Source organism: Microcoleus sp. CAWBG27 (genome assembly GCF_020883145.1).
Taxonomy (GTDB): domain Bacteria; phylum Cyanobacteriota; class Cyanobacteriia; order Cyanobacteriales; family Microcoleaceae; genus Microcoleus.
Genome location: NZ_JAHREU010000046.1, coordinates 40,712 through 63,237, shown reverse-complemented (window position 1 = coordinate 63,237; position 22,526 = coordinate 40,712). Strand labels below are relative to the sequence as shown.

16 protein-coding genes are annotated in these 22,526 nt (G+C 43.9%); 5 read left to right on the top strand and 11 right to left on the bottom strand.

Features of this window, described 5'->3' with window-relative positions:
• Window positions 1-445: 445 nt before the first annotated feature.
• Entirely contained in the window at window positions 446-3,394 is a 2,949-nt protein-coding gene (locus QZ938_RS22445; protein ID WP_293353385.1) for an AAA family ATPase, read from the bottom strand.
• Between the two features lie 604 nt (window positions 3,395-3,998).
• On the opposite strand from QZ938_RS22445, the gene QZ938_RS22440 reads away from it, so the two are divergent.
• The 3 genes from QZ938_RS22440 to QZ938_RS22430 all read left to right on the top strand — a co-directional run bounded on the left by QZ938_RS22440 (window position 3,999) and on the right by QZ938_RS22430 (window position 8,713).
• The gene (locus tag QZ938_RS22440; RefSeq protein ID WP_293363367.1) at window positions 3,999-5,414 is read left to right on the top strand and encodes an MBOAT family O-acyltransferase; all 1,416 of its coding nucleotides are present in this window, start codon (window positions 3,999-4,001) and stop codon (window positions 5,412-5,414) included.
• Window positions 5,415-5,595: 181 nt separating this feature from the next.
• A complete protein-coding gene (locus tag QZ938_RS22435) occupies window positions 5,596-6,570 on the top strand; it encodes a DUF459 domain-containing protein (protein WP_293353389.1) in 975 nt (324 codons plus the stop codon).
• 370 nt (window positions 6,571-6,940) lie between these two features.
• A complete protein-coding gene (locus QZ938_RS22430; RefSeq protein ID WP_293353391.1) occupies window positions 6,941-8,713 on the top strand; it encodes a hypothetical protein in 1,773 nt (590 codons plus the stop codon).
• 414 nt (window positions 8,714-9,127) lie between these two features.
• Here the strand turns inward: QZ938_RS22430 and gloA are convergent, their stop codons facing one another.
• From gloA to QZ938_RS22410, 4 genes are all read right to left on the bottom strand, one after another.
• Window positions 9,128-9,556: a lactoylglutathione lyase gene (gene gloA / locus QZ938_RS22425; RefSeq protein ID WP_293353393.1), complete on the bottom strand. Its 429-nt coding sequence runs from the start codon at window positions 9,554-9,556 to the stop codon at window positions 9,128-9,130.
• Window positions 9,557-9,809: 253 nt separating this feature from the next.
• The gene (locus QZ938_RS22420; protein ID WP_293155331.1) at window positions 9,810-10,073 is read right to left on the bottom strand and encodes a hypothetical protein; all 264 of its coding nucleotides are present in this window, start codon (window positions 10,071-10,073) and stop codon (window positions 9,810-9,812) included.
• A gap of 19 nt (window positions 10,074-10,092) precedes the next feature.
• A complete protein-coding gene (locus QZ938_RS22415; RefSeq protein ID WP_293353395.1) occupies window positions 10,093-12,342 on the bottom strand; it encodes a heavy metal translocating P-type ATPase in 2,250 nt (749 codons plus the stop codon).
• Between the two features lie 290 nt (window positions 12,343-12,632).
• Window positions 12,633-12,827 (bottom strand): heavy-metal-associated domain-containing protein, encoded by a 195-nt coding sequence (locus QZ938_RS22410; protein WP_293155325.1) that lies wholly within the window; start codon window positions 12,825-12,827, stop codon window positions 12,633-12,635.
• 243 nt (window positions 12,828-13,070) lie between these two features.
• Between QZ938_RS22410 and QZ938_RS22405 the strand changes: the two genes are divergently transcribed.
• Together QZ938_RS22405 and QZ938_RS22400 are read left to right on the top strand one after the other, a co-directional pair.
• Window positions 13,071-13,790 carry a DUF305 domain-containing protein gene (locus QZ938_RS22405; RefSeq protein WP_293353397.1) on the top strand — a complete coding sequence of 240 codons (720 nt, stop codon included), beginning with the start codon at window positions 13,071-13,073 and terminating at the stop codon, window positions 13,788-13,790.
• A 183-nt stretch (window positions 13,791-13,973) separates the two neighbouring features.
• Window positions 13,974-14,558: an HAD family hydrolase gene (locus QZ938_RS22400; RefSeq protein ID WP_293155319.1), complete on the top strand. Its 585-nt coding sequence runs from the start codon at window positions 13,974-13,976 to the stop codon at window positions 14,556-14,558.
• A 286-nt stretch (window positions 14,559-14,844) separates the two neighbouring features.
• Here QZ938_RS22400 and QZ938_RS22395 read toward each other — a convergent pair whose 3' ends face one another.
• The 6 genes from QZ938_RS22395 to QZ938_RS22370 all read right to left on the bottom strand — a co-directional run bounded on the left by QZ938_RS22395 (window position 14,845) and on the right by QZ938_RS22370 (window position 22,457).
• The gene (locus QZ938_RS22395) at window positions 14,845-16,062 is read right to left on the bottom strand and encodes an ATP-binding protein (protein ID WP_293155316.1); all 1,218 of its coding nucleotides are present in this window, start codon (window positions 16,060-16,062) and stop codon (window positions 14,845-14,847) included.
• 9 nt (window positions 16,063-16,071) lie between these two features.
• Window positions 16,072-19,776: a PAS domain S-box protein gene (locus QZ938_RS22390; protein ID WP_293353399.1), complete on the bottom strand. Its 3,705-nt coding sequence runs from the start codon at window positions 19,774-19,776 to the stop codon at window positions 16,072-16,074.
• Between the two features lie 221 nt (window positions 19,777-19,997).
• Window positions 19,998-20,132 carry a hypothetical protein gene (locus QZ938_RS22385; RefSeq protein ID WP_293353401.1) on the bottom strand — a complete coding sequence of 45 codons (135 nt, stop codon included), beginning with the start codon at window positions 20,130-20,132 and terminating at the stop codon, window positions 19,998-20,000.
• A 96-nt stretch (window positions 20,133-20,228) separates the two neighbouring features.
• Entirely contained in the window at window positions 20,229-21,518 is a 1,290-nt protein-coding gene (locus tag QZ938_RS22380; RefSeq protein ID WP_293155310.1) for an aminopeptidase P N-terminal domain-containing protein, read from the bottom strand.
• Window positions 21,519-21,820: 302 nt separating this feature from the next.
• On the bottom strand, window positions 21,821-22,219 hold the full coding sequence (locus QZ938_RS22375) for a hypothetical protein (protein WP_293155307.1): 399 nt from the start codon (window positions 22,217-22,219) through the stop codon (window positions 21,821-21,823).
• 34 nt (window positions 22,220-22,253) lie between these two features.
• Window positions 22,254-22,457, bottom strand: coding sequence for a hypothetical protein (locus QZ938_RS22370; protein WP_293155304.1), 204 nt, complete (start codon window positions 22,455-22,457; stop codon window positions 22,254-22,256).
• Between the last annotated feature and the right edge of the window lie 69 nt (window positions 22,458-22,526).

Genomic DNA, 22,526 nt, shown 5'->3' with positions numbered 1-22,526 from the left:
AATTTAACTGGCTCACTCAAGATCATTTTTAGCATCCCAATTACAGAAGTCACAACCGCTCATGTCAAATTTTTTGTTTCCTACTCTTCGAGGATAACTGGGATTATATTTAATTGCAAGCCCCTTAGGTCGGGGGACTTTGAGAAGACTTTTAAAAAGGGGAGTAGGGGTTGACGCAAGAGAAGATTCTTGTCCCTTAAGCCTGAAAGCTGTTGTATCTCTCGTTTATAGACTAGGCTAGATCCCCCTAAATCCCCCTTAGGTCGGGGGACTTTGAGAAGACTTTTAAAAAGGGGAGTAGGGGTTGACGCAAGAGAAGACTCTTGTCCCCCCCTTGTTAAGGGGGGTTAGGGGGGATCTGGCCTTTAATCGCCAAACAGCAGCCTCTGAGTACCTTTGAATTTAAGTTGACACCAATGGCCAGAAAGCCTGTTCCTAAATGCAACTACAAACTGTTACCTACCAGCGCGGGGAGAGGGTCTTTTTTGCGAAACTGCAAATGGTTATTTACGCAGTCGATCGCAATTGTGTCACCTTCAACAAACGCATTTTCGAGAATCTTGTTAGCTAGCGGGTTTTCCAACTCCCGCTGGATAGCGCGTTTCAGGGGACGAGCACCGTAAACTGGGTCGTAACCGACATCTGTGATATGGTTTTTCGCAGCATCGGACAGTTCCAAAGTGATTTTCTGTTCCGCCAACAGCCGCTCGATCCGCTTGACTTGAATGGTGACGATTTGCCGCAGTTCCGTCTTGCTCAACGTGTGGAACAAAATGATCTCGTCCACCCGATTGAGAAATTCTGGCCGGAAGTGCGATCGCAAAGCAGTCATCACCCGTTTCAACATTTGCTCGTACTCTTCGTCTGTCTCCCGTTCTTGAGTCAAGGATTTTTCATTTTCAGACTTGTTTTCAGACTTACTTTCAATCTTAATTTCCGTCTTACCTTCACTGTCAATATCAACTCGCTGGGCAGACACCTCGACAGTACCATCATCAGCAACTTTATAATCAGTCTTGGGAATTGATACCTCCTTCGGTTCCTGCTTCCTAGCAGCAGGTTTTTTGGTAGTTTTCCCCTTCTTAGCAAACACTTCTAAAATGTGGTCGCTACCGATATTGCTAGTCATTACAATGACGGTATTTCTAAAGTCAACCACTCGACCTTGAGAATCGGTAATTCTGCCGTCATCCAACACTTGCAGCAAAATGTTAAATACATCCGGGTGCGCTTTTTCCACTTCGTCAAACAGCACTACCGAATAAGGATGTCTCCGCACTGCTTCGGAAAGTTGTCCGCCTTCGTCATAGCCGACGTATCCGGGGGGAGCTCCGACTAACCGGGAGACGCTGTGCTTCTCCATATATTCCGACATATCGATGCGGACGATCGCATCATCGCTGTCAAACAAAAACTCCGCCAACGCCCGCGCTAACTCGGTTTTACCGACGCCTGTGGGGCCCATGAACAAGAAAGAGCCGATCGGTCTACCGGGATCTTTCATACCCGCCCGCGCCCGCCGAATCGCCGCAGCAACCGCCGTTACAGCCTCTTCTTGACCGATAACTTTCTTGTGCAAATGGCTTTCCAATTGCAGCAATTTTTGGCGCTCCGATTCTAACAACCGATTGACCGGAATTCCCGTCCATTTCGCCACAATTTCTGCAATATCGCCCTCAGTAACTTTTTCCCGCAGCAGCGAAGAACCTTGAGCTTGCTGTTTCAAAAGTTCGGCTTCCTTGGCTTCGCGATCGCGCACCGCAGTCTCCAATTTACCGTACTTCAACTGGGCGGCTTTATTCAGATCGTAAGCTCTTTCTGCTTGTTCAATTTGGACGCGCAGTTGGTCTTCTTCGGCTTTCAATTTATTGATTGCATCCAACAACTGCTTTTCGCCCAACCACTGCGAAGATAGTTTTTCTTGCTTGGCTTTTAAAATGTCAATCTCAGCTTTGATGCGTTCGATGCGGGGGCTGATGGTGGCGGTGGGAGAACCTTTTCCCTCACCTTCGATCGACAATTTTTCCATTTCCAACTGCATCACCCGGCGGTCGATCCCTTCCAATTCCACGGGTTTGGAGGTAATCTCCATTTTCAAATGGGCGGCTGCTTCGTCTACAAGGTCGATCGCCTTATCCGGCAAAAAGCGATCGGAAATATAGCGAAAAGACAGAGTAGCAGCAGCAACCAGCGCCGAATCGGTAATTTTCACCCCGTGGTGGCGTTCGTAACGGTCTTTCAATCCGCGCAAAATTGAAACAGTATCTTCCACAGTCGGTTCCCCGACAAATACTTGTTGAAAGCGGCGTTCCAGTGCCGGATCTTTTTCAATATTTTTGCGAAATTCATCGAGAGTTGTAGCGCCGATACAGCGCAATTCACCTCGGGCTAACATTGGTTTCAACAAATTTCCCGCATCCATTCCCGAACCGGAACTACCGCCGCCGCCAGTGCCAACAACCGTGTGCAATTCATCAATAAATAGGACAATTTGCCCGTCGGAATCGATAACTTCTCGCAATACCGATCGCAACCGTTCTTCAAATTCGCCCCGGAATTTTGCCCCAGCAATTAAACTGCCCATATCGAGGCTGAATAGTTGGCGATTTTTCAAAGATTCGGGTACATCGCCGTTGACAATGCGCTGGGCCAAACCTTCGGCGATCGCAGTTTTTCCGACTCCGGGATCGCCAATTAACACTGGATTGTTTTTTTGACGGCGGGAAAGAACTTGCACTACCCGGCGGATTTCCTCGTCGCGGCCGATTACTGGGTCGAGTTTGCCTGCTTTGGCGGCTTCTGTCAAATCGCGCCCGTATTTGCTGAGGGCGTCGGAGTTGGCGTCAGAATTTTGGTTTTGACTTTGACTTTGACTTTGGCTTTGCTTTTGATCTTTGACTTTGGTAGTAGCGCGAATTGATTTAATTGCTTCTTCGAGTTTCGCGCGATCGATCGTACCGGGCGCCGGTTTGCGATCGTATCCGGGGCGGCCCGGCGGCCCGTCGCCCCTAGTCAGCAATCGCCTACCAACTCGTTCATCTTCTAGCAAGCCTATTAATAAATGTTCAACGGCGATAAAATTATCTTGCCAAGCCTGTCTGGCAGACTCAGCAGCATCTAACATCACTTCTAAACCGCGACCGAGGTATAGTTGGTCAGCGTTGGCAACTCTCGGCTGTCGTTTAGCAAAAGCATCTAACTGCTGCGCCAAGCGGGGGACATCGACTCCGGCCTTGCTGAGAATGCTGTTTGCTAGGGCTTGCTGTTCTAGAATGGCGATCGCTAAATGTTCAACCTCTAGCTGCTGATTGGCAAAGCGGCGGGCTACATCCTGGGATTTGACTATGGCTTCCCAGGCTTCATCTGTAAATTTGCTAGGGTCTGTTGGCTGCACGTTCGTTCCTCGCAATCAAGGGGATTCCTGTTGTTATCCGTTAATATATGGTCTCACAACTATCTTAATCTTTAAACACGATTATGAATCTATGAGTGCGGTTAACGAGCGCGGAAGTTGCAACACAATTGACTGCTTGTACAAGCTTACAGCCCGCAATCCACCGCAAAAATTTGTGTAGTACGACCGGATCGGGCGATCGAACTTATGAAAATATACAGGTTATCCATTACCTATAATACTGTACGGACACAGCGCTGCCACCTCATAATTATGTCTTCGTTCGTAGTGAGGACTTTAGTCCGCATCAATTTTTGCGGACTAAAGTCCTCACTACCAACCTTTTTATTGAATTGATAAAAATTAGACTTTATTGACATTTATGTTATTTCCTACTTACCAATTTTTAGTATTTTTCCTAATTATTTTTAGCGCCATCCTCTCCTTAAAGCCCAAGGTTGACTTGTATAAAATTGTCTTGCTAATTTCCAGATTATGTCTTCGTTCGTAGTGAGGACTTTAGTCCGCATCAATTTCTGCGGACTAAAGTCCTCACTACAAACCTCTTTATTGATGTACTAAAATTTTTACTTTATTGACATCTATGCTATTTCCTACTTACCAATTTTTAGTATTTTTCCTAATTATTTTTAGCGCCATCCTCTCCTTAAAGCCCAAGGTTGACTTGTATAAAATTGTCTTGCTAATTTCCAGTTTATTATTTTATTCTTTTTGGAGCTTAGACTTTCTCGGACTCCTGATGTTAAGTACAGTCTACAATTATATCATTCTCCGAGCAGTCGATCGCAGCAAACAGCCAAAACTTGCCTTTATCTTCGGCATAGTTGTCAACATTGTCAATCTCGGCATTTTCAAATATTGCAACTTCTTTGTAACCTCATTATTTGAGATACTAAACCAGCTCAAAATTCCCGCCAATTTTCAAATATTACAAATAATCGCCCCCGTTGGCATATCATTCTACACATTTAGAATAATTTCTCATTTAATCGACTGCTACCAACAAAAAATTCCCTGTCCTAAATTTATAGACTACGCCACCTACATTACCTACTTTCCCCAAATTGCCTCCGGCCCAATCTCCCGCCCTCACGAATTTTATACGCAGCTAAATTCACCAAATAAATATGACTATAAAATCGAAGAAGTTATCGTTTTGATTTTGTCGGGACTCTTTAAAAAATATACTTTGTCGAGCTTTTTGTTTAATTTCACTCAACTACCATTCAAAGTCCCCCAGCAATACAGCAGCATAGATTTAATCCTGGCGGCAATTTCCTATTCTTGTTTGATTTACGTAGATTTCAGCGGCTACTCAGATTTAGCTAACGGTATCTCTTGCTTGCTGGGTTTCAAACCGATCGCCAATTTCAATATGCCATACCGATCGCTCAGCTTGCAAGAATTTTGGAAAAGGTGGCACATCAGTCTTTCCGAGTGGTTGAGGGATTACCTTTACTTTCCCTTAGGTGGCAATAAATACGGCAAATTGCGGAAGTACGTAAATTTACTGATAACAATGGCGATCGGCGGATTTTGGCACGGCGCAGGATTAAACTTTATTTTCTGGGGAGCACTTCACGGTTTAGGACTGATTGTCAACCATCTATGTAAAGATATTCCCCAAGCTATCCATCTCAAATTAGACTACGCCTTTCCGAGATTTGCCAAATTTTGCAGTTGGTTGTTAACCTTTACCTTTGTTACCTGTAGCTGGGTATTTTTCGGCACACCCAACTGGGAAACTGCGATGAGGTTTTTTCAAGGAATCTTTCGTTTTTCCGCTGCAACTGTTCAATTCAACTTTTGGCAATTGTATCTAGTAATTGCAGTCATTGGCGCAATCAACCTCTGGGGCGACATCATTTCCCAAGTATTGCAAACACTATTGTCATTAAAAAACCTATTCTTTCGGGTTGTCTTAGTTTCCCTGCTCGTGTATGCTATCTTAATGTTAGGCCCAAGTACGGTTCCGCCTTTTATTTACTTTAACTTCTAACAAACAAGTATAGCCTTTCGAGTTCTCACTCATGGGAATAGGGAATAGGGAATAGGGAATAGGGCATACCTGGCTTTTTTGAGAACTGCTATATATAAAGCACAAAAAAGACTTTTTTTATCTTATTACGTTCTTTCTCCTTCCTTTATGATGACAAATAACAAATAACAAATAACTTCTTATGAAAGACCGAGAAATTTTGTTAATAGTTACCTCTGTAATTCTCACCTTAATATTTTCCAACTTATCCTTATTTCTGAAAAGCTTTTCTTCAACTCCTTTAGCTAGTAGCGAAATCAAACAAGCAGCGCGACAGATCGAAATAGACGGTTTCAGGAAATCCGAACAAGATTTTTGGAGCAAAATCAAAGATATTAACTTCGATAGCATTTCCAAGAAACCCGACAAAATCCCGGTCAAAACCGCAACAAAATCGGCAGTCATCCTCCCAAAGCCTGCCAAGAAACCCACTCCATCCAAACCAAAACTAACCGTAGCTTATCGCAAATTTTTATTTATTGGAGATTCCGTAATGTTCGATTTAGGAACTCAACTCCAGTACACTCTTAAAGAAAAATACAATATCTCAAATACCAAAATCGACTACAAAGTATCGAGCGGATTAAATCGGATAGATTATTATGACTGGTACGCTAGAACCAGTCAAATCATCCAGGATTACGGGCCAGACGTAGTAATAATTTTGTTCGGAGGCAATGACACTCAAGATATCACCGATAACCAAGGAAAATATCGGGCTATTTTAACCCCAGAATGGCAAAAAGCTTATCAAGCAAGAGTAGATAAATATGCCAAATTACTTGGCTCTTCCACAGTAAAAAAAGTGTATTGGGTTGGTCAATCGATATCTAACAAATCTTCGTACATCAAAGCTTTTCCCATCATGAACGACATCTATAAAAATGCCAGCAAGTCTTCATCAAAAATAGAATTTATTTCTACTTGGGATGCTTTTGCTGAAGCAGGGAATTTTGTCCCCGTAGTTGCTGACAAATCCGGCAAGCGAGGTTATGTAAAAATTAATGATGGCGTGCACTTTACATCCCACGGAGCTCAAATTATCAGCGACTTAATTGTTGACAAAATGGCGAAGGACAAAATTTTAAAACTCCCGAAAAAGAAAGCAGCATCCTAGGTTTATTCGAGTCAAAAAAAATAGCCTGCAAATTAGACATTTTATCGGATTTGTGTAAAATTATATACCTAGTCGCCGACAGATATTTGCGTTGCTCAACTCGGTTGCTATAGAAAATATCGGTTTTATAGCGATCCTAAATCATTTGTGTAATTCTTGTAGGGGCTCTTACCCCTCGTGAAGAACCGGATAGATAGGGGGTAGGCACGGGGGCGCTACCCCTACAAATTTATCTGAATCATTTAGGATTGCTATATTAACTAACCATACCGTTCGGGACTAATATTGACAAAAAGCAGCAGTAGATGTAGAGTTGCATTCAGCATCGGACAACGACGTTAAGATCTAGCAATTGTCATGGCGACAAATTATGACAAGCAATCTCTGGAAACTCGATCGCACTAGCATACCTGAGTCAATGGAGTGCAGCGACACAGCGCTCATCTTCAGTCTCACCAAATATACTCAACCTTGGGAAAGAATAAACACCGTTGAAGGCATCTTGCAACAATGCGGAATCGCTCCTTTTGCTGAAGTTCTGGACGTACCCAAAAGCGGAATATTAGGGCAAGATATACCAGAATCCGCTAGAAAACCGCATCCAAATTTGCTGTTTCGGGCTTTGGCAATTCAAGCATTGGGCAAGGTGCGAGAGGGTATTATATCAAGTGAGGAACCTGTATCAAGTGATTTTAGCGAAAATAAGCTAGCGGTGTTGGAACAGGAAGCGCTAGGGGGATCGACTCCTTTAATTCGGTGGTGTGCTGCTGTTAGCATTCAGTCAATTTTGTTGGATGAATGGCAAGCGCAAGGCAAGGAATCTGCTGGCCATGTCACAATTAATGCAGCAGAAATTGAGCAGCGGGTTGTAGAAGAGCAAATTAAACTGTTAGCCAGCAATAAATTTGCTTTGAACGACAACAGCAGAATGGACAGCGGTAAGGAATACGAGAATTGTCTCGATTTTTGGGTATACGGCCCTAGCTGGCTGCTGCTGGGTGTGTCAATGGATTGCGAGGAATATCTGTTTTGGGTCGATCGCGTATTTCCTGCGATCGCAATTACGGATAATGGCTACAAATTTCATGCCGAAAAGGATGCAGCCATCACAAACTTTTTGGATGTGGCGAAAAATAATTTTAAGGAATGGGAATTCTCCCAAATAGTTGCCAAAGTTTTTGAGTTCCTGCACCACCCAGAGGCGGCGATCAAAAATCGAGCGGCAATTATTTTAGAACCTTACCAAGATCGGCTAGACCGAAAATCGGCGCAAATTATGACAGCGCTGCTATATAAATTTCATGTAGAACATCAGTCTTTAGAATCTCTGACCATTCCCGAAATTGAGGAGTGCAAAGCCTCACTATATCTAGGTAAAAAGGAAATTGACGGCGTGTATTCTGATGCTGTGTCGCTGTGCGGCGATGATGTCGCAATGGCAAATTTCTTGTCAGAGAAACAGAGGGAATACCAAAATACTGTAGACGAGCATATTAACAATTTGAGCAAGTTAGTTAAGTCGATTCTAGATTGTCAGAGCTTGTTAGATGCGAATAGGGAACTTTTGTATTTGACAGTAGAGCGGCTGCAAGAATGGGATCAGACCCTTGGCAATAAACTGGCTGGGCACCGCAACAAACTCCAAAACGTGAGTGTTGACAAAAGCACATCCGAGCAGTGCATAAACCTCGACAACGATTTGAATTTAATCAGAGATTCTTTGCAGTCTACTTTGTATGAAGTCACATCAAAAATTAACAGCAAAATTAGAGATTTAGAACTTTCGGCGTCCAAAAATAACAAGACTGCAACACAGATGTTTAAGTGGACGTGGCTATTGTTAGGAGTGTGGTTTTCAATAGGGCTAGTTTTGTATTTATCCGATGCAGTGATTAACTCGATATTGACCGTCAACTACTACCAAAGTGAATTTCTAGTCTATTGGACTATGTTCTTTATTGTGATGGTGGTATTTTTGTTAGTATTAGCTATATTCTTTGCGACGCTCGCTGCCTTAGACAAGCGCCGAGAATCTAAATTAATTCCTAAATTTGATAGTTTAAGCCAAATAGGGAACAGTTTTTCTATTTTGTGGCAAAAGAGTTACTTGCAGCAATTTGTACCGTCAGTGCGATCGAATTAAAAGTGTGGAAAACCCCTTAGCATTCTGTCAGTAGCAGAGCAGTTTTATTGTCGTCAGACAAAAGAGGTACGTAGTTGCGCTTCAGCGCTCTTGGGTACGTAGTTGCGCTTCAGCGCTCTTGGGTACGTAGTTGCGCTTCAGCGCTCTTCCCTAATAGGATATGATAAAGAGCACTATTTGTGCAACGACAAATTATGTACGTAGTTGCGCTGTCTTCGCTCTTCCCTAATCTTATAAAGCAATACCGTTTACTTAAGACCGCCCTGGGGGTAAACCGCTATGAAAAATAGATACGGAGATTGCTTCGTTCCTCTCTTCGGACATCTTAAGTAAACCGTATTGTCTTATAAAGAGCGCTGAAGCGCAACAACATACCTTGGCCGGGACGTTGCTCTTAGCATCGTCCTACTACGACTAAGATGCTGCTTCCGCAGTTAGTTTCTGACTGCTACTACCTTGATTTTTCAGTTGAATTAATTCAATTTTATATCCATCTGGATCTTGGACAAAAGCAATGACTGTTGAACCGTGCTTCATCGGGCCCGGTTCGCGAATAACTTTGCCGCCGCGGGCTTTAATTGCTTCGCAAGTACCGTAAATATCGTCAACGCCGATCGCAATATGACCGTAAGCATCACCCAAATTGTACTCTGCGACGCCCCAATTGTAGGTTAATTCCAAAACTGTAGTGTCGGATTCGTCGCCGTAGCCCACAAAAGCCAGAGTAAATTTACCGTCTGGATAGTCCTTTTGTCGCAGCAATCTCATCCCCAGAACCTCAGTGTAAAATGTGAGGGACTCTTCCAGGTTTCCGACTCGGAGCATCGTGTGTAGTAGTTGCATTTAGCTCACTCCAAATTTTTTAAGCTTTTTTAATTTTACCGAGATCTTGGTGGAAAAAACCGCGACGGGAAAATTTACTTGATTTTAGGCTCGATACGCTTGGGTTAAAACTGTTTATGCCCCGGAGATCCCCTAAATCCCCCTTAAGAAGGGGGACTTTGACAATTCTCTTATTCCCCCCGGAGATCCCCTAAATCCTCCTTAAGAAGGGGGACTTTGACAATTCTCTTGTCCCCCCCTTTTTTAAGGGGGGCTAGGGGGGATCTGCCTTAACTGAAGCAGATTGCGTTTTAGCTTGATTTTTACTCAACAAAAACCACCACAATTCTAAACCAATTAAGCTCAATCCGCCTGCTGTTATGCCAATTTTTAAACTTAGCGGTTGTTCTATTTTCAGAAATTTAGCAGTTGATTTTGCCGGATGATTTGATATTTGATTGGCTCGAACTCCCGATGCAAGTCCGAGCACAATTCCTAAACCTGCGAGACTTCCTAAAACTTGACGCTGGCTAAACATTTATCAAATTCCTCCTAAATTATGCAATAACTTTGACTTTAAAATTCCGCAACCGCAAAGCATTAGTCACTACCGAAAGCGAACTAAAAGCCATTGCTGCACCAGCGATAATCGGATTGAGCAACCAGCCAAAAATCGGGTATAAAATGCCCGCTGCGATCGGGATGCCTGCGATGTTGTAAATAAAGGCAAAAAACAGATTTTCGCGGATGTTCCGCATGGTGGCGCGGGAAAGTTGAATTGCTGTAACTATGCCTTGCAAATCGCCGGAAATTAAGGTAATGTCGCTGGCTGCGATCGCCACATCAGTGCCGGTACCGATCGCAATTCCGACATCCGAAGCGGCCAAAGCAGGAGCATCGTTAATCCCGTCTCCCACCATCGCTACAATTTTGCCTTCTCCTTGCAGCGCTTGGATTTGAGCAGCTTTTTGGTGGGGTCTAACTTCGGCAAAAATCCGAGTAATTCCTACCGATTGGGCGATCGACTCCGCAGTCGCGCGGTTATCCCCAGTCAGCATCGCCACCTCTAAACCGAGTTTTTGCAGCGCTTTTACCGCCCGCGCTGACGAAGGTTTCAGAGCATCGGCAATGGCCATAATTGCCTCAATTTTGCCCTCTACAGCCATCCAAACCACCGTTTTGCTCGCAGCTTCAAAAGCTCGCGCGCGCAGCTCCAGATATTCAGTATCGCAGCCTAGTTCCTGCATCCACCTGAAGCTTCCCAGGGCGATCGACTTTCCCCCCGAAACACCTCGCACGCCGCTCCCCGCCACAGCCTCAAAATCCTGAATATCTGTCAACTTCACCTCTTGAGATTGACCGTATCTAACCACAGCTTCCCCTACAGGATGCTCCGAATTTCGCTCTACAGACGCCGCCAATTGCAGCAACTTTAACTCATTGCTCTGGGCGGTTCCTTTAATTGTCACAAAATCAGTAACAGTCGGCTTGCCTTCCGTAAGCGTTCCAGTTTTATCTAACACAATAATTTGAATTTTGTGAGCCAATTCTAAACTATCGGCTCCTTTAATTAAAATCCCATTTTCTGCACCTTTACCCGTGCCAACCATCACAGCAGTGGGAGTCGCCAAACCCAAAGCGCAGGGACAGGCAATAATCAACACTTCCACCATTGTCACCGTCGCCAAAGTGAAGTTACCCATCGCGTTAAACCAAATAATAAAAGTAGCTAAAGCGATGGCAATTACTACAGGAACAAACCAACCAGTTACTTGGTCTGCTAACTTTTGAATCGGTGCTTTTGAAGCTTGGGCATCCTGCACCATCTTAACAATTTGAGCTAAAAATGTATCTTTGCCAACTCTGGTAGCGCGAAACCGAAAGCTGCCTGTTTTGTTAATTGTCGCTCCAATAACTTCATCGCCAAGTTGCTTTTTGACAGGCAAACTTTCCCCCGTAACCATTGCTTCGTCTACCGTCGAAGCACCTTCAATTACCTCTCCATCTACGGGGATTTGCTCGCCCGGACGCACCTGCACAATGTCACCAATTGCCACTTGGGCGATGGGTACTTCTAACTCTTCCCCCTTGCGAATAATTCGAGCAGTTTTTGCTTGCAAACCCATGAGTTTGCGAATTGCTTCCGAAGTCTCTCCCTTCGCTCTATTTTCGAGGTTTTTCCCCAACAAAATTAACGCGATCACGCTGGCCGCAACTTCGTAATAAACGCTAGGAGTCAAACCTTGGGCGGTAAATAAACCGGGCAAAAATGTCACAAATACCGAATAAAAGTAAGCAGCACTTGTCCCCAAAGCAATCAGGGTATCCATTGTGGCGACGCGCCGTTTTAACGATTTCCAAGCCCCCACATAAAACGATTTACCGCACCAAAACTGTACTGGTGATGTCAGCACTAATTGCAGCCAAAAATTGTGCAGCCATGCGGGAATGAATGGCAGGTGCCAGCCTGTCATGGTTGGAATGCCACCCAAAACCAGTATAATGCTGATGCTGCCTGCGATCCAGAGTTTTCGCTGCAAGTTTTGAGATGCGGATTTGCGATCGGCTTTTTCTGCATCATCCTCTGCCATTTCTTGCAGGGGCAAAGCTTCGTATCCCGCCGCACCAACAGCTTCTTGAATAATTGTTAAGTTGGTTTCCTTCGAGTCATATTGGATGGTTGCTTGTTCCATCCCAAAATTGACGCTGCACCCAATTACGCCGGGGACAGATTTAATTGCTTGTTCGATAGAGGAAGCACAAGCAGCACAACTCATGCCCCGCAATTTAAGTGTGAGATTGTCCATAAATGCCCTCCTAAATTAGACAATTACTTCCCGGCTTCAAATGGCCAGAAAAAAAAAGGATACAAGCCCCGGAATTCTGTCGTGGACAGTCAAAAGAATTTGACTATTGTCCAATCTCCTAGATTCATCTGTGGAGTAATATTATGTCCTGTAAATTACCATAATAAAAACGGTTTGTAGTGAGGACTTCAGTCCTCATAATTCAGAGGACTGAAGTCCTCACTACAAACAAATCTTATCATGGTCGTTCTCTGCGGACATGATATAAATCTAAAATCTAAAATCTAAAATCAACTTGCTGGATAGCCAGCAGATGCGATCGCTTTTCTAACATCACTTTCCGGCTTAGCCGTTTGAATCGCGACCATTTTTGTCTTGAGATCCGCCTCAACAGCAGCGGCTGAGTCAATAGCTTGGACTGCTTTTGTGATTGTATTCACACAAGCCGAACAAGCCATTTTGGGGACTTTTAGCTCTAAAGTCATAATTGCAACCTCAGCAGAAACTACTCTGCTTCATAGATGAATTAACTCCATTATAAAGTCTCCAGCTAGCAGGAGAGTCAAGGGTAAATCCCAAATTAATTATTAAGTTTTACTGAAACTCATGCTTTATCTAATTGATGGCACGGCAAGATTTTTTTACAACTTAGACTCAAGAATTTCATGCTAATTTCATTTATATGTGAGAGACTGAATAAACGTGGCAGTTTTAAGGATATAAAATCTATGAAACCAATTTCATTAAAAACAGGCTTGGCAGTGCTAATCTTGACCGCCACAGCCACCGCAACCAGCGGAATTCTAGCAGCTTGTTCAAAATCTCCTACCAGCCCAACTCAAGCCCCAAATGTTACCGCAACAACCCAAGCGAACAACAAGCAAGACGCGGCACAAAGTGGCGGCATGGGTGGTATGAATCATGGCATGAATCACAATATGTCAATGGATTTAGGCCCGGCTGATGCCGACTACGATTTGCGATTTATTGATGGCATGACAGTACACCATCAAGGTGCTGTAAACATGGCGAAAGAGGTGCTCAACAAGTCGAAGCGCCCGGAAATGAAAAAACTAGCTAATAACATTATTGCCGCTCAAAACCGCGAAATCAATCAAATGAAAGAGTGGCGAAAAACTTGGTATGCCAAAGCCGACAGTACGCCAATGGCTTATCACGCTCAAATGAATCACATGATGCCAATGACTCCCGAACAAATGCAAGCCATGATGATGAGCATGGATTTAGGAGTGGCTGATGCTGAATTTGACCTCCGATTTCTGAATGCGATGATTCCCCATCACGAAGGAGCTTTAGTGATGGCCCAAGATGCGTTGCAGAAGTCGAAACGGCCGGAAATGAAGAAATTATCTCAAGAGATTCTGACTTCGCAAAAGCAAGAGATTGAAGAAATGAAACAGTGGCGCCAAGCTTGGTACAAAAAGTAGTGATGGGGCGGATAAATTAATTGCAATATCTGTAGATACTGTCTTGATTTTTCAGGGTAGCTAGAGTATAATTGGAGTCGCACGGGTTTGGGGTTTTAAAAATCCAAAAAGCCTTCATCCCCAATTATTTGAGCGCTACTCCTTGACAGTTCCAGACAGTATCTACAATCCGATCGCAATTCTATGAAACGAGCAGTATTTCTCGACCGCGATGGCGTTCTCAATATCGAAGCTGGCTACATTCACAAACTAGAAGATTTGCATTTAATTCCCGGCATAGCTGAAGCTGTACGTCGTTTAAATGACCGACAAATATTTTGCTGTTTGGTTTCCAATCAATCGGGGCCGGCGAGGGGTTATTATCCTGTGGCCCACGTTGAAGCTTTGCACAAACGCCTGTGTTTGTTATTAGAAACCGCAGCGGGAGCCCGGTTAGATGCTCTTTATTATTGTCCTTATTTGAGCGCAGCGGAAGGCGGAACAAATCCAGAATTTACCCGGTATACGACTTGGCGAAAACCGAATACGGGGATGTTGGTAGCGGCGGCTTGGGAACACGATTTGGATTTGGCGAATAGTTTTATGGTGGGGGATAAAGCGACGGATGTTGATATGGCTCACAATGCCGGTTGTACGGGTATTTTGGTGCAGACTGGTTACGGGGAAAGCGTGTTGAGTGGGGAGTATCAGCACCATACTAAACCTGATTTTATTGCTGCAAATTTAGCTGCGGGGGTTGAGTGGATTTTGCAACATTTTGATGATTAATATGATGATTAATATCATCTCCGGTGGATTACGATTGACAGTTGACAGTAGACAGTTGACAGTAGAAAGCTAAGCGTCAGGTGCGTCAGCGGGGATGGAATGAGCAACCCGCAGCCAAAACCTTCAGCCCTCTAACGCACTCTATAATTTGTATGAATTCAATCTAAGATTCATGAAATATAGCGGTTATCGAAAAAGTGAGGTATGCCCTATGCCCTATGCCCTATGCCCTATGTCCTATGCCCTATGCCTTATTTACCTCATCTTTTTGAGAAAGGCTATAAGTCTAGGGCATTTTGCAGGAAAGAGCTACGTAAGGAAGGGCGACTGTAAAGGTAGTACCAACCCCGATTTTGCTTTCGCAGGCGATCGCACCTCCTTGCAAATCCACAGCTTTTTTAACAATCGTCAATCCCAAACCGTTACCTTTAATCTTTCCACTATTCTTGCAACGGTAAAACATTTCAAATATTTTCCCTACTTCGGTTTCTGGGATGCCCATACCTTCGTCTCGGATGCGAATAATTAGTAAAGGAGAGTTAATATTTTTAAATGGGGAATTGGCAAACAAAGACTGAGTAGACAAGCAGAAAATAGCTTCTTTGTCTCCCTCGCCTGGTTGACGGCATTCCAATTCTAAGGTTATTTGCCCGCCGTCGGGAGAATATTTTATGGCGTTGACGATTAAGTTAGAAATAATGCCGTGCAGCAATTGTTGATCTAACATCGCGCTGGTAACGGCAGACGGGCTGAATCTTAGTTTGTGTTTGGCTTCATTTCCTAGCTGCAATTGATCCAGCAAATCTTGACAAAATTCGAGTAAATTTATCGGTAATGGATTGCATTTGAGTCTCCCTGCTTCTGCTCGGCCCATGAACAGCATATCCTCGATTAGCTGGTTCATCTTTTGGGTAGCTGAGTGCACTAGGCGCAGGGTTTTGACTTGAGATTCGTCACTGCTGCGAGTGCGATCGAGCTCTAGGAGCTCGGCAGAGATTAAAATCGTGTTCAGCGGGTTGCGCAATTCGTGGGCAGCCATTGATATATACTGGTTTTGGCGGTGCGCTTTTTCTTCCACCGACTCTCTGGCTGCTTCCGAAGCTTTGAGAGCTGCTCGCATTTTGGTTTCGATTTCGTGCCTGTGGAGGGCAATCTCGATCGCCACCCGCAAATCATTTTGTTGAAATGGTTTGATAATGTAACCGAATGGGTCTGTAATTTTCGCTCTCTGCATCGTTTTATCGTCGGCATAAGCTGTTAAAAATACTGTCGGTATATCTATCTTATTTCTGATTTTTTCGGCGGCTGTCACGCCGTCCATCTCACCTTTAAGCACGATATCCATCAGCACTAAATCTGGCGGACTTTCGTCTACTTTTTCTAGAGCTTCTTCTCCTGAAGCAACAATAGCTGTTACTGCATAACCCAGCTTTTTTAATCTGCCTGCTATGTCCTGGGCGACAATTATTTCGTCTTCTACTACCAAAATTTTTATAGGATTCATCTTTTTTTATTAAATGCGACGCCGATAATTTAACTCAAGGAAAGTAATATGGTAACAAGTTCCGCACTCAGTGTCAATAACCAGATTTCCTTCTAATTGCTGAGTTAACATCCGCACTAATCGCAATCCTAATGTTTCGCTACTTTCCACATCAAAGTCCGCCGGAAATCCGCTGCCGTTGTCTTGAATACTTAAATGAAATTCAGGAAATTTACTTCCATTAAAATTAATAGTAATTTCTCCCGATGAACTTTGATTGAAAGCATACTTTAAGGAGTTTGAAACCAGTTCATTGATAATTAAACCGCAAGGAATTGCTGTTTCTATATTTAAATGTATGGGATCGACATTGAGATTGAATTTGATAGAATTTTTACCACAACCAAAAGATTGATACAAATTAGCAATCAAGTTTTCAACGTAAGGGGGGAGGTGGATTCGATCGATATTTTCCGATTGATAAAGTTGCTCGTGAATCAGAGCCATTGAATGGATGCGGGTTTGGCTTTCTTCAAATAAAGCAAGCGTCGGTTCGTCTTCAATGTATTGAGCTTGAAGTTGCAGCAGGCTGGAAACTACCTGCATATTATTTTTGACTCGGTGGTGAATTTCTTTGAGCAATACTTCTTTTTCGCGGAGTGCCGCTTGGATGCGGGCCTCGGTCAATTTGCGATCGCTAATATCTTCGCAAATACCCGCCAGCCGATAAATTTTGCCCGCTTCGTCATAAATGGGAAAAGCTCGATCGCACACCCAGCGAATTGTGCCGTCTGGCAACAAAATCCGATATTCGATACTGGTGGACTCGCCCTGCAACACTCGCGGAATTCCCTCTTGTAGCAAATGTATATCCTCTGGATGCACCCACTCCATCCATTTTATCGGCTCGGCATACAATTCTTCGCGGCTGCGCCCCCAGATTTGCTCGTAAGCTGGGCTCAGATACAATAAATCGGTAAAGTCAGCAGCAACTAGCCAGAAGGAATCTTGGATATTTTCGGCAAGCTGGCGGAAGCGTTCTTCACTTTCACGGATCGCTTTTTCTGCCTGTTTGCGATCGCTAATATCTTCTGCAATCCCAACAATGCGGTAAATTTCACCACCTTGATTTCTAATCGGAAAAGCCCGATCGCGAATCCAGCGAATTTCGCCGTCCGGCCTGACAATGCGATACTCAATCTCGTCTTCAGCTAGAACTTGTTTAGTGAATGCAGCAATCACCCTAGCGCGATCTTCTGGATGGAGTGACTCTGCAAAAAAGCGCCCGCAAGCATACAAATCAGCACTGCTTCGCCCCCAAATTTTTTCGTAACCCGGACTGACATAAATAAATTCTTGGGGCTGAACGCCTACCATCCAAAACACGCTTTCAATATTTTCTGCTAGCTGTCGGAACCTTTCTTCGCTTTCCTTCAGTGCTGCTTCAGCTTGTTTGCGATCGCTAATATCTTCTATGACTGCTACATTATAAATTGCTCCGCTCAACGGTTCTTGCACGAGCGAAACAGTGATATTTACCCAAATTAAAGAAGCGTCTCGACGCACCAAGCGTTTTTCCATGTTGAAACAGTCAATTTCCCTGGCAAACAATCTGTGATTTTTTGCTAAGTCTGGATCTAGATCTTCACAGTAACTGACATCCATCCAAGTTCCGCACAGCAACTCTTCCGCAGTATATCCCAAAATATTACAGAACTTTTGGTTGACTCGCAAATAGCGGCCATTTTTATCGCAGTGAGTAATGCCGACTGCTGCTTGTTCGACGGTTGCGCGAAAACGTTCTTCACTATCTCTAAGGGCAGCTTCTGCTTTTTTGCGATCGCTAATATCGCGCTGCACGCCAAAATACCCGACAATTCTGCCCTGGGAATCGTCAATGCAAATATAATCGCCTTCGACCCACATTAGCTCACCATCAAACTTGCGATTGTCAGTTTCGATGTGAATTCTGCCAGCATCAAAAAATTGCCTGATAATTTCTCTGTCACCAGCCAAGTTGTGGAACAAGAAAGAGTTAAGCGTCACGCCAATAAACTCTTCCCTAGTAGCTCCGTATTGAGCGATCAAAGCATCATTTGCCTTCGTTACCCGCCCGTTAGAAAATACGTAATCCAAAACTTTTTCTTTGTCAGAGGTATCGCGCCAGTACACGGGTTCGTCCAGCATCACAAAGAAAAAACCATCTAAAGATTGCGAAAAAAACAATTCTAGCTGTTGCTGGCTTTCCCGCAAAAATTCTTCGGTACGCCAGCGATTGATAATTTCTTCCCGCAAGTGTTGGTTAGCTATTCTTAAATCTTCAGTACGCTTGTGATATTTTATTTCTAGCTCATTTTTCAGGCGTTGCAGCACGAATTCTGACTGTTTGTTTTCTGTAATATCTTGAGTAACTACCATGCCTGCAAAAATTTCTGCCTGGTCGTTTTTGACTGGAGAAACTGTTGTTGAATAAAATCGATCGCGATATTTATATTCAAAATTATTCTCTTCTCCTGCTAAAGCTGCGCGATATTTGGTCTCAAAAAAATCCAAATCTTCTGGCGGCGATATTTCCGACAAGGTTTTGCCTTCCACCAATTCTTTGGACAAACCAACTACTGCCAAACCTTGACCGTCAACCAAAATATAGCGCAGATCGGGATCGAACAAAAATACCGATCCATTCGGATAATGCTTGATGAGAGTTCGGTACATTTCCTGGCTTTTTTCAAGAGATGCGATTAACTCAATTCGATCTAGGGCGACTCGCTTGTGTTCAGTAATATCTATAACAATACCGAGAGTTTGTTTCGGCGAACCGTCAGAGTTTCTCAAGAAAACAATATCTCTGCCCATAAACCAGCGCCATTCACCCCGAGCATTTCTCAGCCTGTACTCGCACTCAAATATTTCGCCGTCCTTAAGTGTTGATATTTTTGCTTGGATTTCCGGGATTTTCAGCAAATCATCGGGGTGCATAATTGTGGCAAAAAGTGCGTCTCCTAACTGTTGAACTTGTTCGGAGGAATAGCCGAGAATTTGGTTAACTTGGTTGTTGGTATAAATATTTCGATTTTCAGTAATATCGTAAATGTAAGCAAGACCTGGAAGTGCTTCGGTTATACTGTGAATAAACTTTTGATTTTCTCGGAGAGCGGCTTCTGCCTCAATTCGCTCGGTGATATCTTGGGCAACTCCGACTATTTGTTTTGGCCTGCCGTCAGGAGTGCGAGAAAAAATTGCGTGCCGATCGTGAAACCACCGCAATTCGCCGCTAGGTTGGACAATTCGGTACTCTGTTTCCAGAATTTCTCCATCTTTAGCTAGGGCTATTTCTGTTTCGACGTGAACTATAAGTTTCTCTATATCTTCAGCATAAACTAGCAAAGAAAAGGCATCGTTTCCCATTTCCTGAACTTGTGCCGCCGTGCGACCATAAAACTCGCCGATGTAGCGATTTCCATAGAGATTGCGGTTTTCTATGAGGTCGTAAATGTATAAAACACCGGGGGTAGTATCAGCTACCCTTTGCATAAATTCTTGATTTTGTCGCAAAGAATCTTCTGTTTGAGTTAACTCAACGATATCTCTTTTCAGTTGTGCTTCTAATTTGCGCCGCAATTCTATTTCTTCCTGCAAATTTTCTTCGAGTTGCCGAATTTTTGCTTTTTGCTCTGCTACTAGCGCTTCGCAGGTTGTGAGGGCGCGATCGATCTCTGTGGGCTCACTACACATAGTAAGTTATTAATTGGCAGTTGCGGACTAGAGTTGTGTCTAGCCTAACATTAGAAGGCTCCAGTCTTGACTGCAAACTAGCACCATTTCACACAAAATTTACAAATATATTAAGTTTTACCCAGAAAAGGCTATTTTATTTAAAAAATATCATGTCCGGTCGATTACCACAAGCAAAACGGTTCGTAGTGCGGACTTGAGTCCGCAGCTTAAGAGCGGACTCAAGTCCGCACTACAAACTGTTTGTAAAATTGACTGCCGCCAGACAAAAGATTTATTAACTTCTGCCTTGTTACCAGAAATAATTGGTTGAAAGCCTCTGGGTTTGGCGTAGAAATTAAAAGAAGACGATTCATTACTCCCATCCTCGGAATTCCAGGTAGAGGTTGCCCTCAAGCGGTCAACTGTCAACTGTCAACTGTCAACTGTCAACTGTTGAAACATAGCTGCCTTCATTTAGGAGCTCCGGCGGTCAAAACTTCATGACTGTCAATTGTCACCAAAACATCATCTTCAATTCTCACACCTATACCGCGCCATTTTTCAGGAACCTCCGGCTGTCCTTCAACGGGTTTAATATAAGGAGAAATATAAATCCCCGGTTCGACCGTCAGAACTTGTCCTGCTTGCAAAAGTTGCGGATTTTCGCCGTACTGATAAACACCGACATCGTGTACGTCCAATCCCAGCCAGTGACCAGTGCGGTGCATATAAAATGGTTTGTATTTCTCTTCTTTAATTATCTCTTCAATGTCGCCGACCAAAAGTTTTAAATCCATTAAACCTTCCACCAAAACGCGCACTGCGGTTTCGTGAATTTTGCTGTAAGGATTTCCGGGATATACTTGACTAATTGCCTGGGTTTGTGCTTGCAAAACTAAGTCGTAAATAGTCTGTTGTTCGGTGGTGAATTTGCCGCTGACGGGAAAGGTGCGAGTAATGTCGGCATTGTAGTAGCCGCAAGCACAACCGGCATCTATTAACAGCAAATCGTTTTCCTGCATTTGGCGGTTGTTTTCGATGTAGTGGAGGACGCAGGAATTGTAACCGGATGCAACAATTGAAGGGTAGGCGGGAGTGGCGCCGTTCCTGCCGAAAATATGTTCGATTTCTGCTTGAATTTCGTATTCGTACCTGCCTGGTTTGGCAAATTCTCGGGCGCGGTTGTGGGCGGTAACGGAGATATTAGCGGCTTTTCGCATTAAGGCTAATTCTGTTTCGCTTTTTACCAGCCGCATCGGGTGTAATATGATGTTGGAATCTTCGATCGCAGTGGGGCCTGTACCGCGTTTGGGGTAGGTTGCCATCAAGCTTTGCCAGTGCTTGAGGACTGTTTGGTCGAAATTGCGATCGCGCCCGAAGTGATAATATATGCGATCGGCTTTTTCTAAATATTTGGGTAGTTTTTCGGCAAGTTCGGCGATGGGAAACGCTTCATCGGCGCCGTACAACTCCTTAGCGCCTTCAACTCCAGCGCGATAACCGTGCCAAGTTTCTTTTTCCAAGTCTTTTGGCTGAACAAACAAAACAAATTTGTGTTCTTCGTGGTGCGGGGCCAAAACTGCTACCGCCGCAGCTTCGTTGAAACCGGTTAAATAGAAAAAATCGCTATCTTGTCGGTAGGCGTATTCAACATCGTTGTGCATGACGGCTGCGGGCGCGCTGCGAAATATTGCTGTCCCGCTGCCAATTTTTGCCATTAACTGTTCGCGTCTTTGCCGGTATTCGCTGGGGTTGGTCATTCGATTTTAGATTTTAGATTTGGGATCTTGGATTGCGGCCTAAGTATCGAGAGGGAGCAAAGCGTGCAAGCATTTATAGTGCTGTCCCCGCTCGCGAGCGGGGACAGCACTACAACAACAAATGCTTTTTGCAAAACTGAGTCTTCTATCTCGATCGACATTTTATATCGTGTCCGGTCGGTTGACCGCGATAATATCCGTTCGTTCGTAGTGCGGACTTCAGTCCGCAGCATATTGCGGACTGAAGTCCGCACTACGAACAGTTTTTTTGTTATAGTAATCGACCGGACATGATATTAGACTTATTCGATCGCCAATTTACAACTATAGTCAACCATCCGTGACAAAGATGAGTTGCGATCGACTAAAGTCCACCTGGGATCGAACTTTGACCAATTTTCACCATCTTGGCTAACTCGGACAGTTCTAAACTGTCGCAGCCGACAATCAACTTCCATCTGCGCCTGCATTTTTTCGTTACTAAACTGCTGAGTTCCTAAAACAGTTCTCACAGCATAAGAGGGAGCACCGGGAAAATTTGATTTACTTAATTTTACGCTGCTGGGGTCAATGCAAATATCTACAAAACATCTTAATTTTTCGGCGCGGGCGCTCAAAGTATTGAGGGGAATAAAAATTAAAGTCGCTATTAAAACTATTGACAAGTTCTTAGTTGTATGCTTGTAAAATCTAGTTTTCATCTGCGTTAATTTGCGTTCATCTTTGGTTATTCTATCAAAAATTAACTCGGCGGTTGAAACCGCTTCTACACAGACAAAACCCGACGGGAGCGGGTTGAATTTCTTCAATTAACTCGGCGGTTGAAACCGCTTCTACACAGACAAAACCCGCCTGCGCGGGTTGAATTTCTTCAATTAACTCGGTTGAAACCGCTTCTACACAGACAAAACCCGACGGGAGCGGGTTGAATTTCTTCAATTAAGTCGGTTGAAACCGCTTCTACACAGACAAAACCCGACGGGAGCGGGTTGAATTTCTTCAATTAAC

What these genes read in the sequence shown, in the direction of transcription:
- QZ938_RS22400 (WP_293155319.1), top strand. Translation starts at nt 13,974, where the DNA reads ATGAAACGAGCAGTATTTCTCGACCGCGATGGCGTTCTCAATATCGAA.
- QZ938_RS22420 (WP_293155331.1), bottom strand. Translation starts at nt 10,073, where the DNA reads ATGTTTAGCCAGCGTCAAGTTTTAGGAAGTCTCGCAGGTTTAGGAATT.
- QZ938_RS22385 (WP_293353401.1), bottom strand. Translation starts at nt 20,132, where the DNA reads ATGAATCGTCTTCTTTTAATTTCTACGCCAAACCCAGAGGCTTTCAAC.
- QZ938_RS22415 (WP_293353395.1), bottom strand. Translation starts at nt 12,342, where the DNA reads ATGGACAATCTCACACTTAAATTGCGGGGCATGAGTTGTGCTGCTTGT.
- QZ938_RS22410 (WP_293155325.1), bottom strand. Translation starts at nt 12,827, where the DNA reads ATGACTTTAGAGCTAAAAGTCCCCAAAATGGCTTGTTCGGCTTGTGTG.
- QZ938_RS22375 (WP_293155307.1), bottom strand. Translation starts at nt 22,219, where the DNA reads ATGAAAACTAGATTTTACAAGCATACAACTAAGAACTTGTCAATAGTT.
- QZ938_RS22380 (WP_293155310.1), bottom strand. Translation starts at nt 21,518, where the DNA reads ATGACCAACCCCAGCGAATACCGGCAAAGACGCGAACAGTTAATGGCA.
- QZ938_RS22430 (WP_293353391.1), top strand. Translation starts at nt 6,941, where the DNA reads ATGACAAGCAATCTCTGGAAACTCGATCGCACTAGCATACCTGAGTCA.
- QZ938_RS22390 (WP_293353399.1), bottom strand. Translation starts at nt 19,776, where the DNA reads ATGTGTAGTGAGCCCACAGAGATCGATCGCGCCCTCACAACCTGCGAA.
- QZ938_RS22435 (WP_293353389.1), top strand. Translation starts at nt 5,596, where the DNA reads ATGAAAGACCGAGAAATTTTGTTAATAGTTACCTCTGTAATTCTCACC.
- gloA (WP_293353393.1), bottom strand. Translation starts at nt 9,556, where the DNA reads ATGCAACTACTACACACGATGCTCCGAGTCGGAAACCTGGAAGAGTCC.
- QZ938_RS22395 (WP_293155316.1), bottom strand. Translation starts at nt 16,062, where the DNA reads ATGAATCCTATAAAAATTTTGGTAGTAGAAGACGAAATAATTGTCGCC.
- QZ938_RS22440 (WP_293363367.1), top strand. Translation starts at nt 3,999, where the DNA reads ATGCTATTTCCTACTTACCAATTTTTAGTATTTTTCCTAATTATTTTT.
- QZ938_RS22405 (WP_293353397.1), top strand. Translation starts at nt 13,071, where the DNA reads ATGAAACCAATTTCATTAAAAACAGGCTTGGCAGTGCTAATCTTGACC.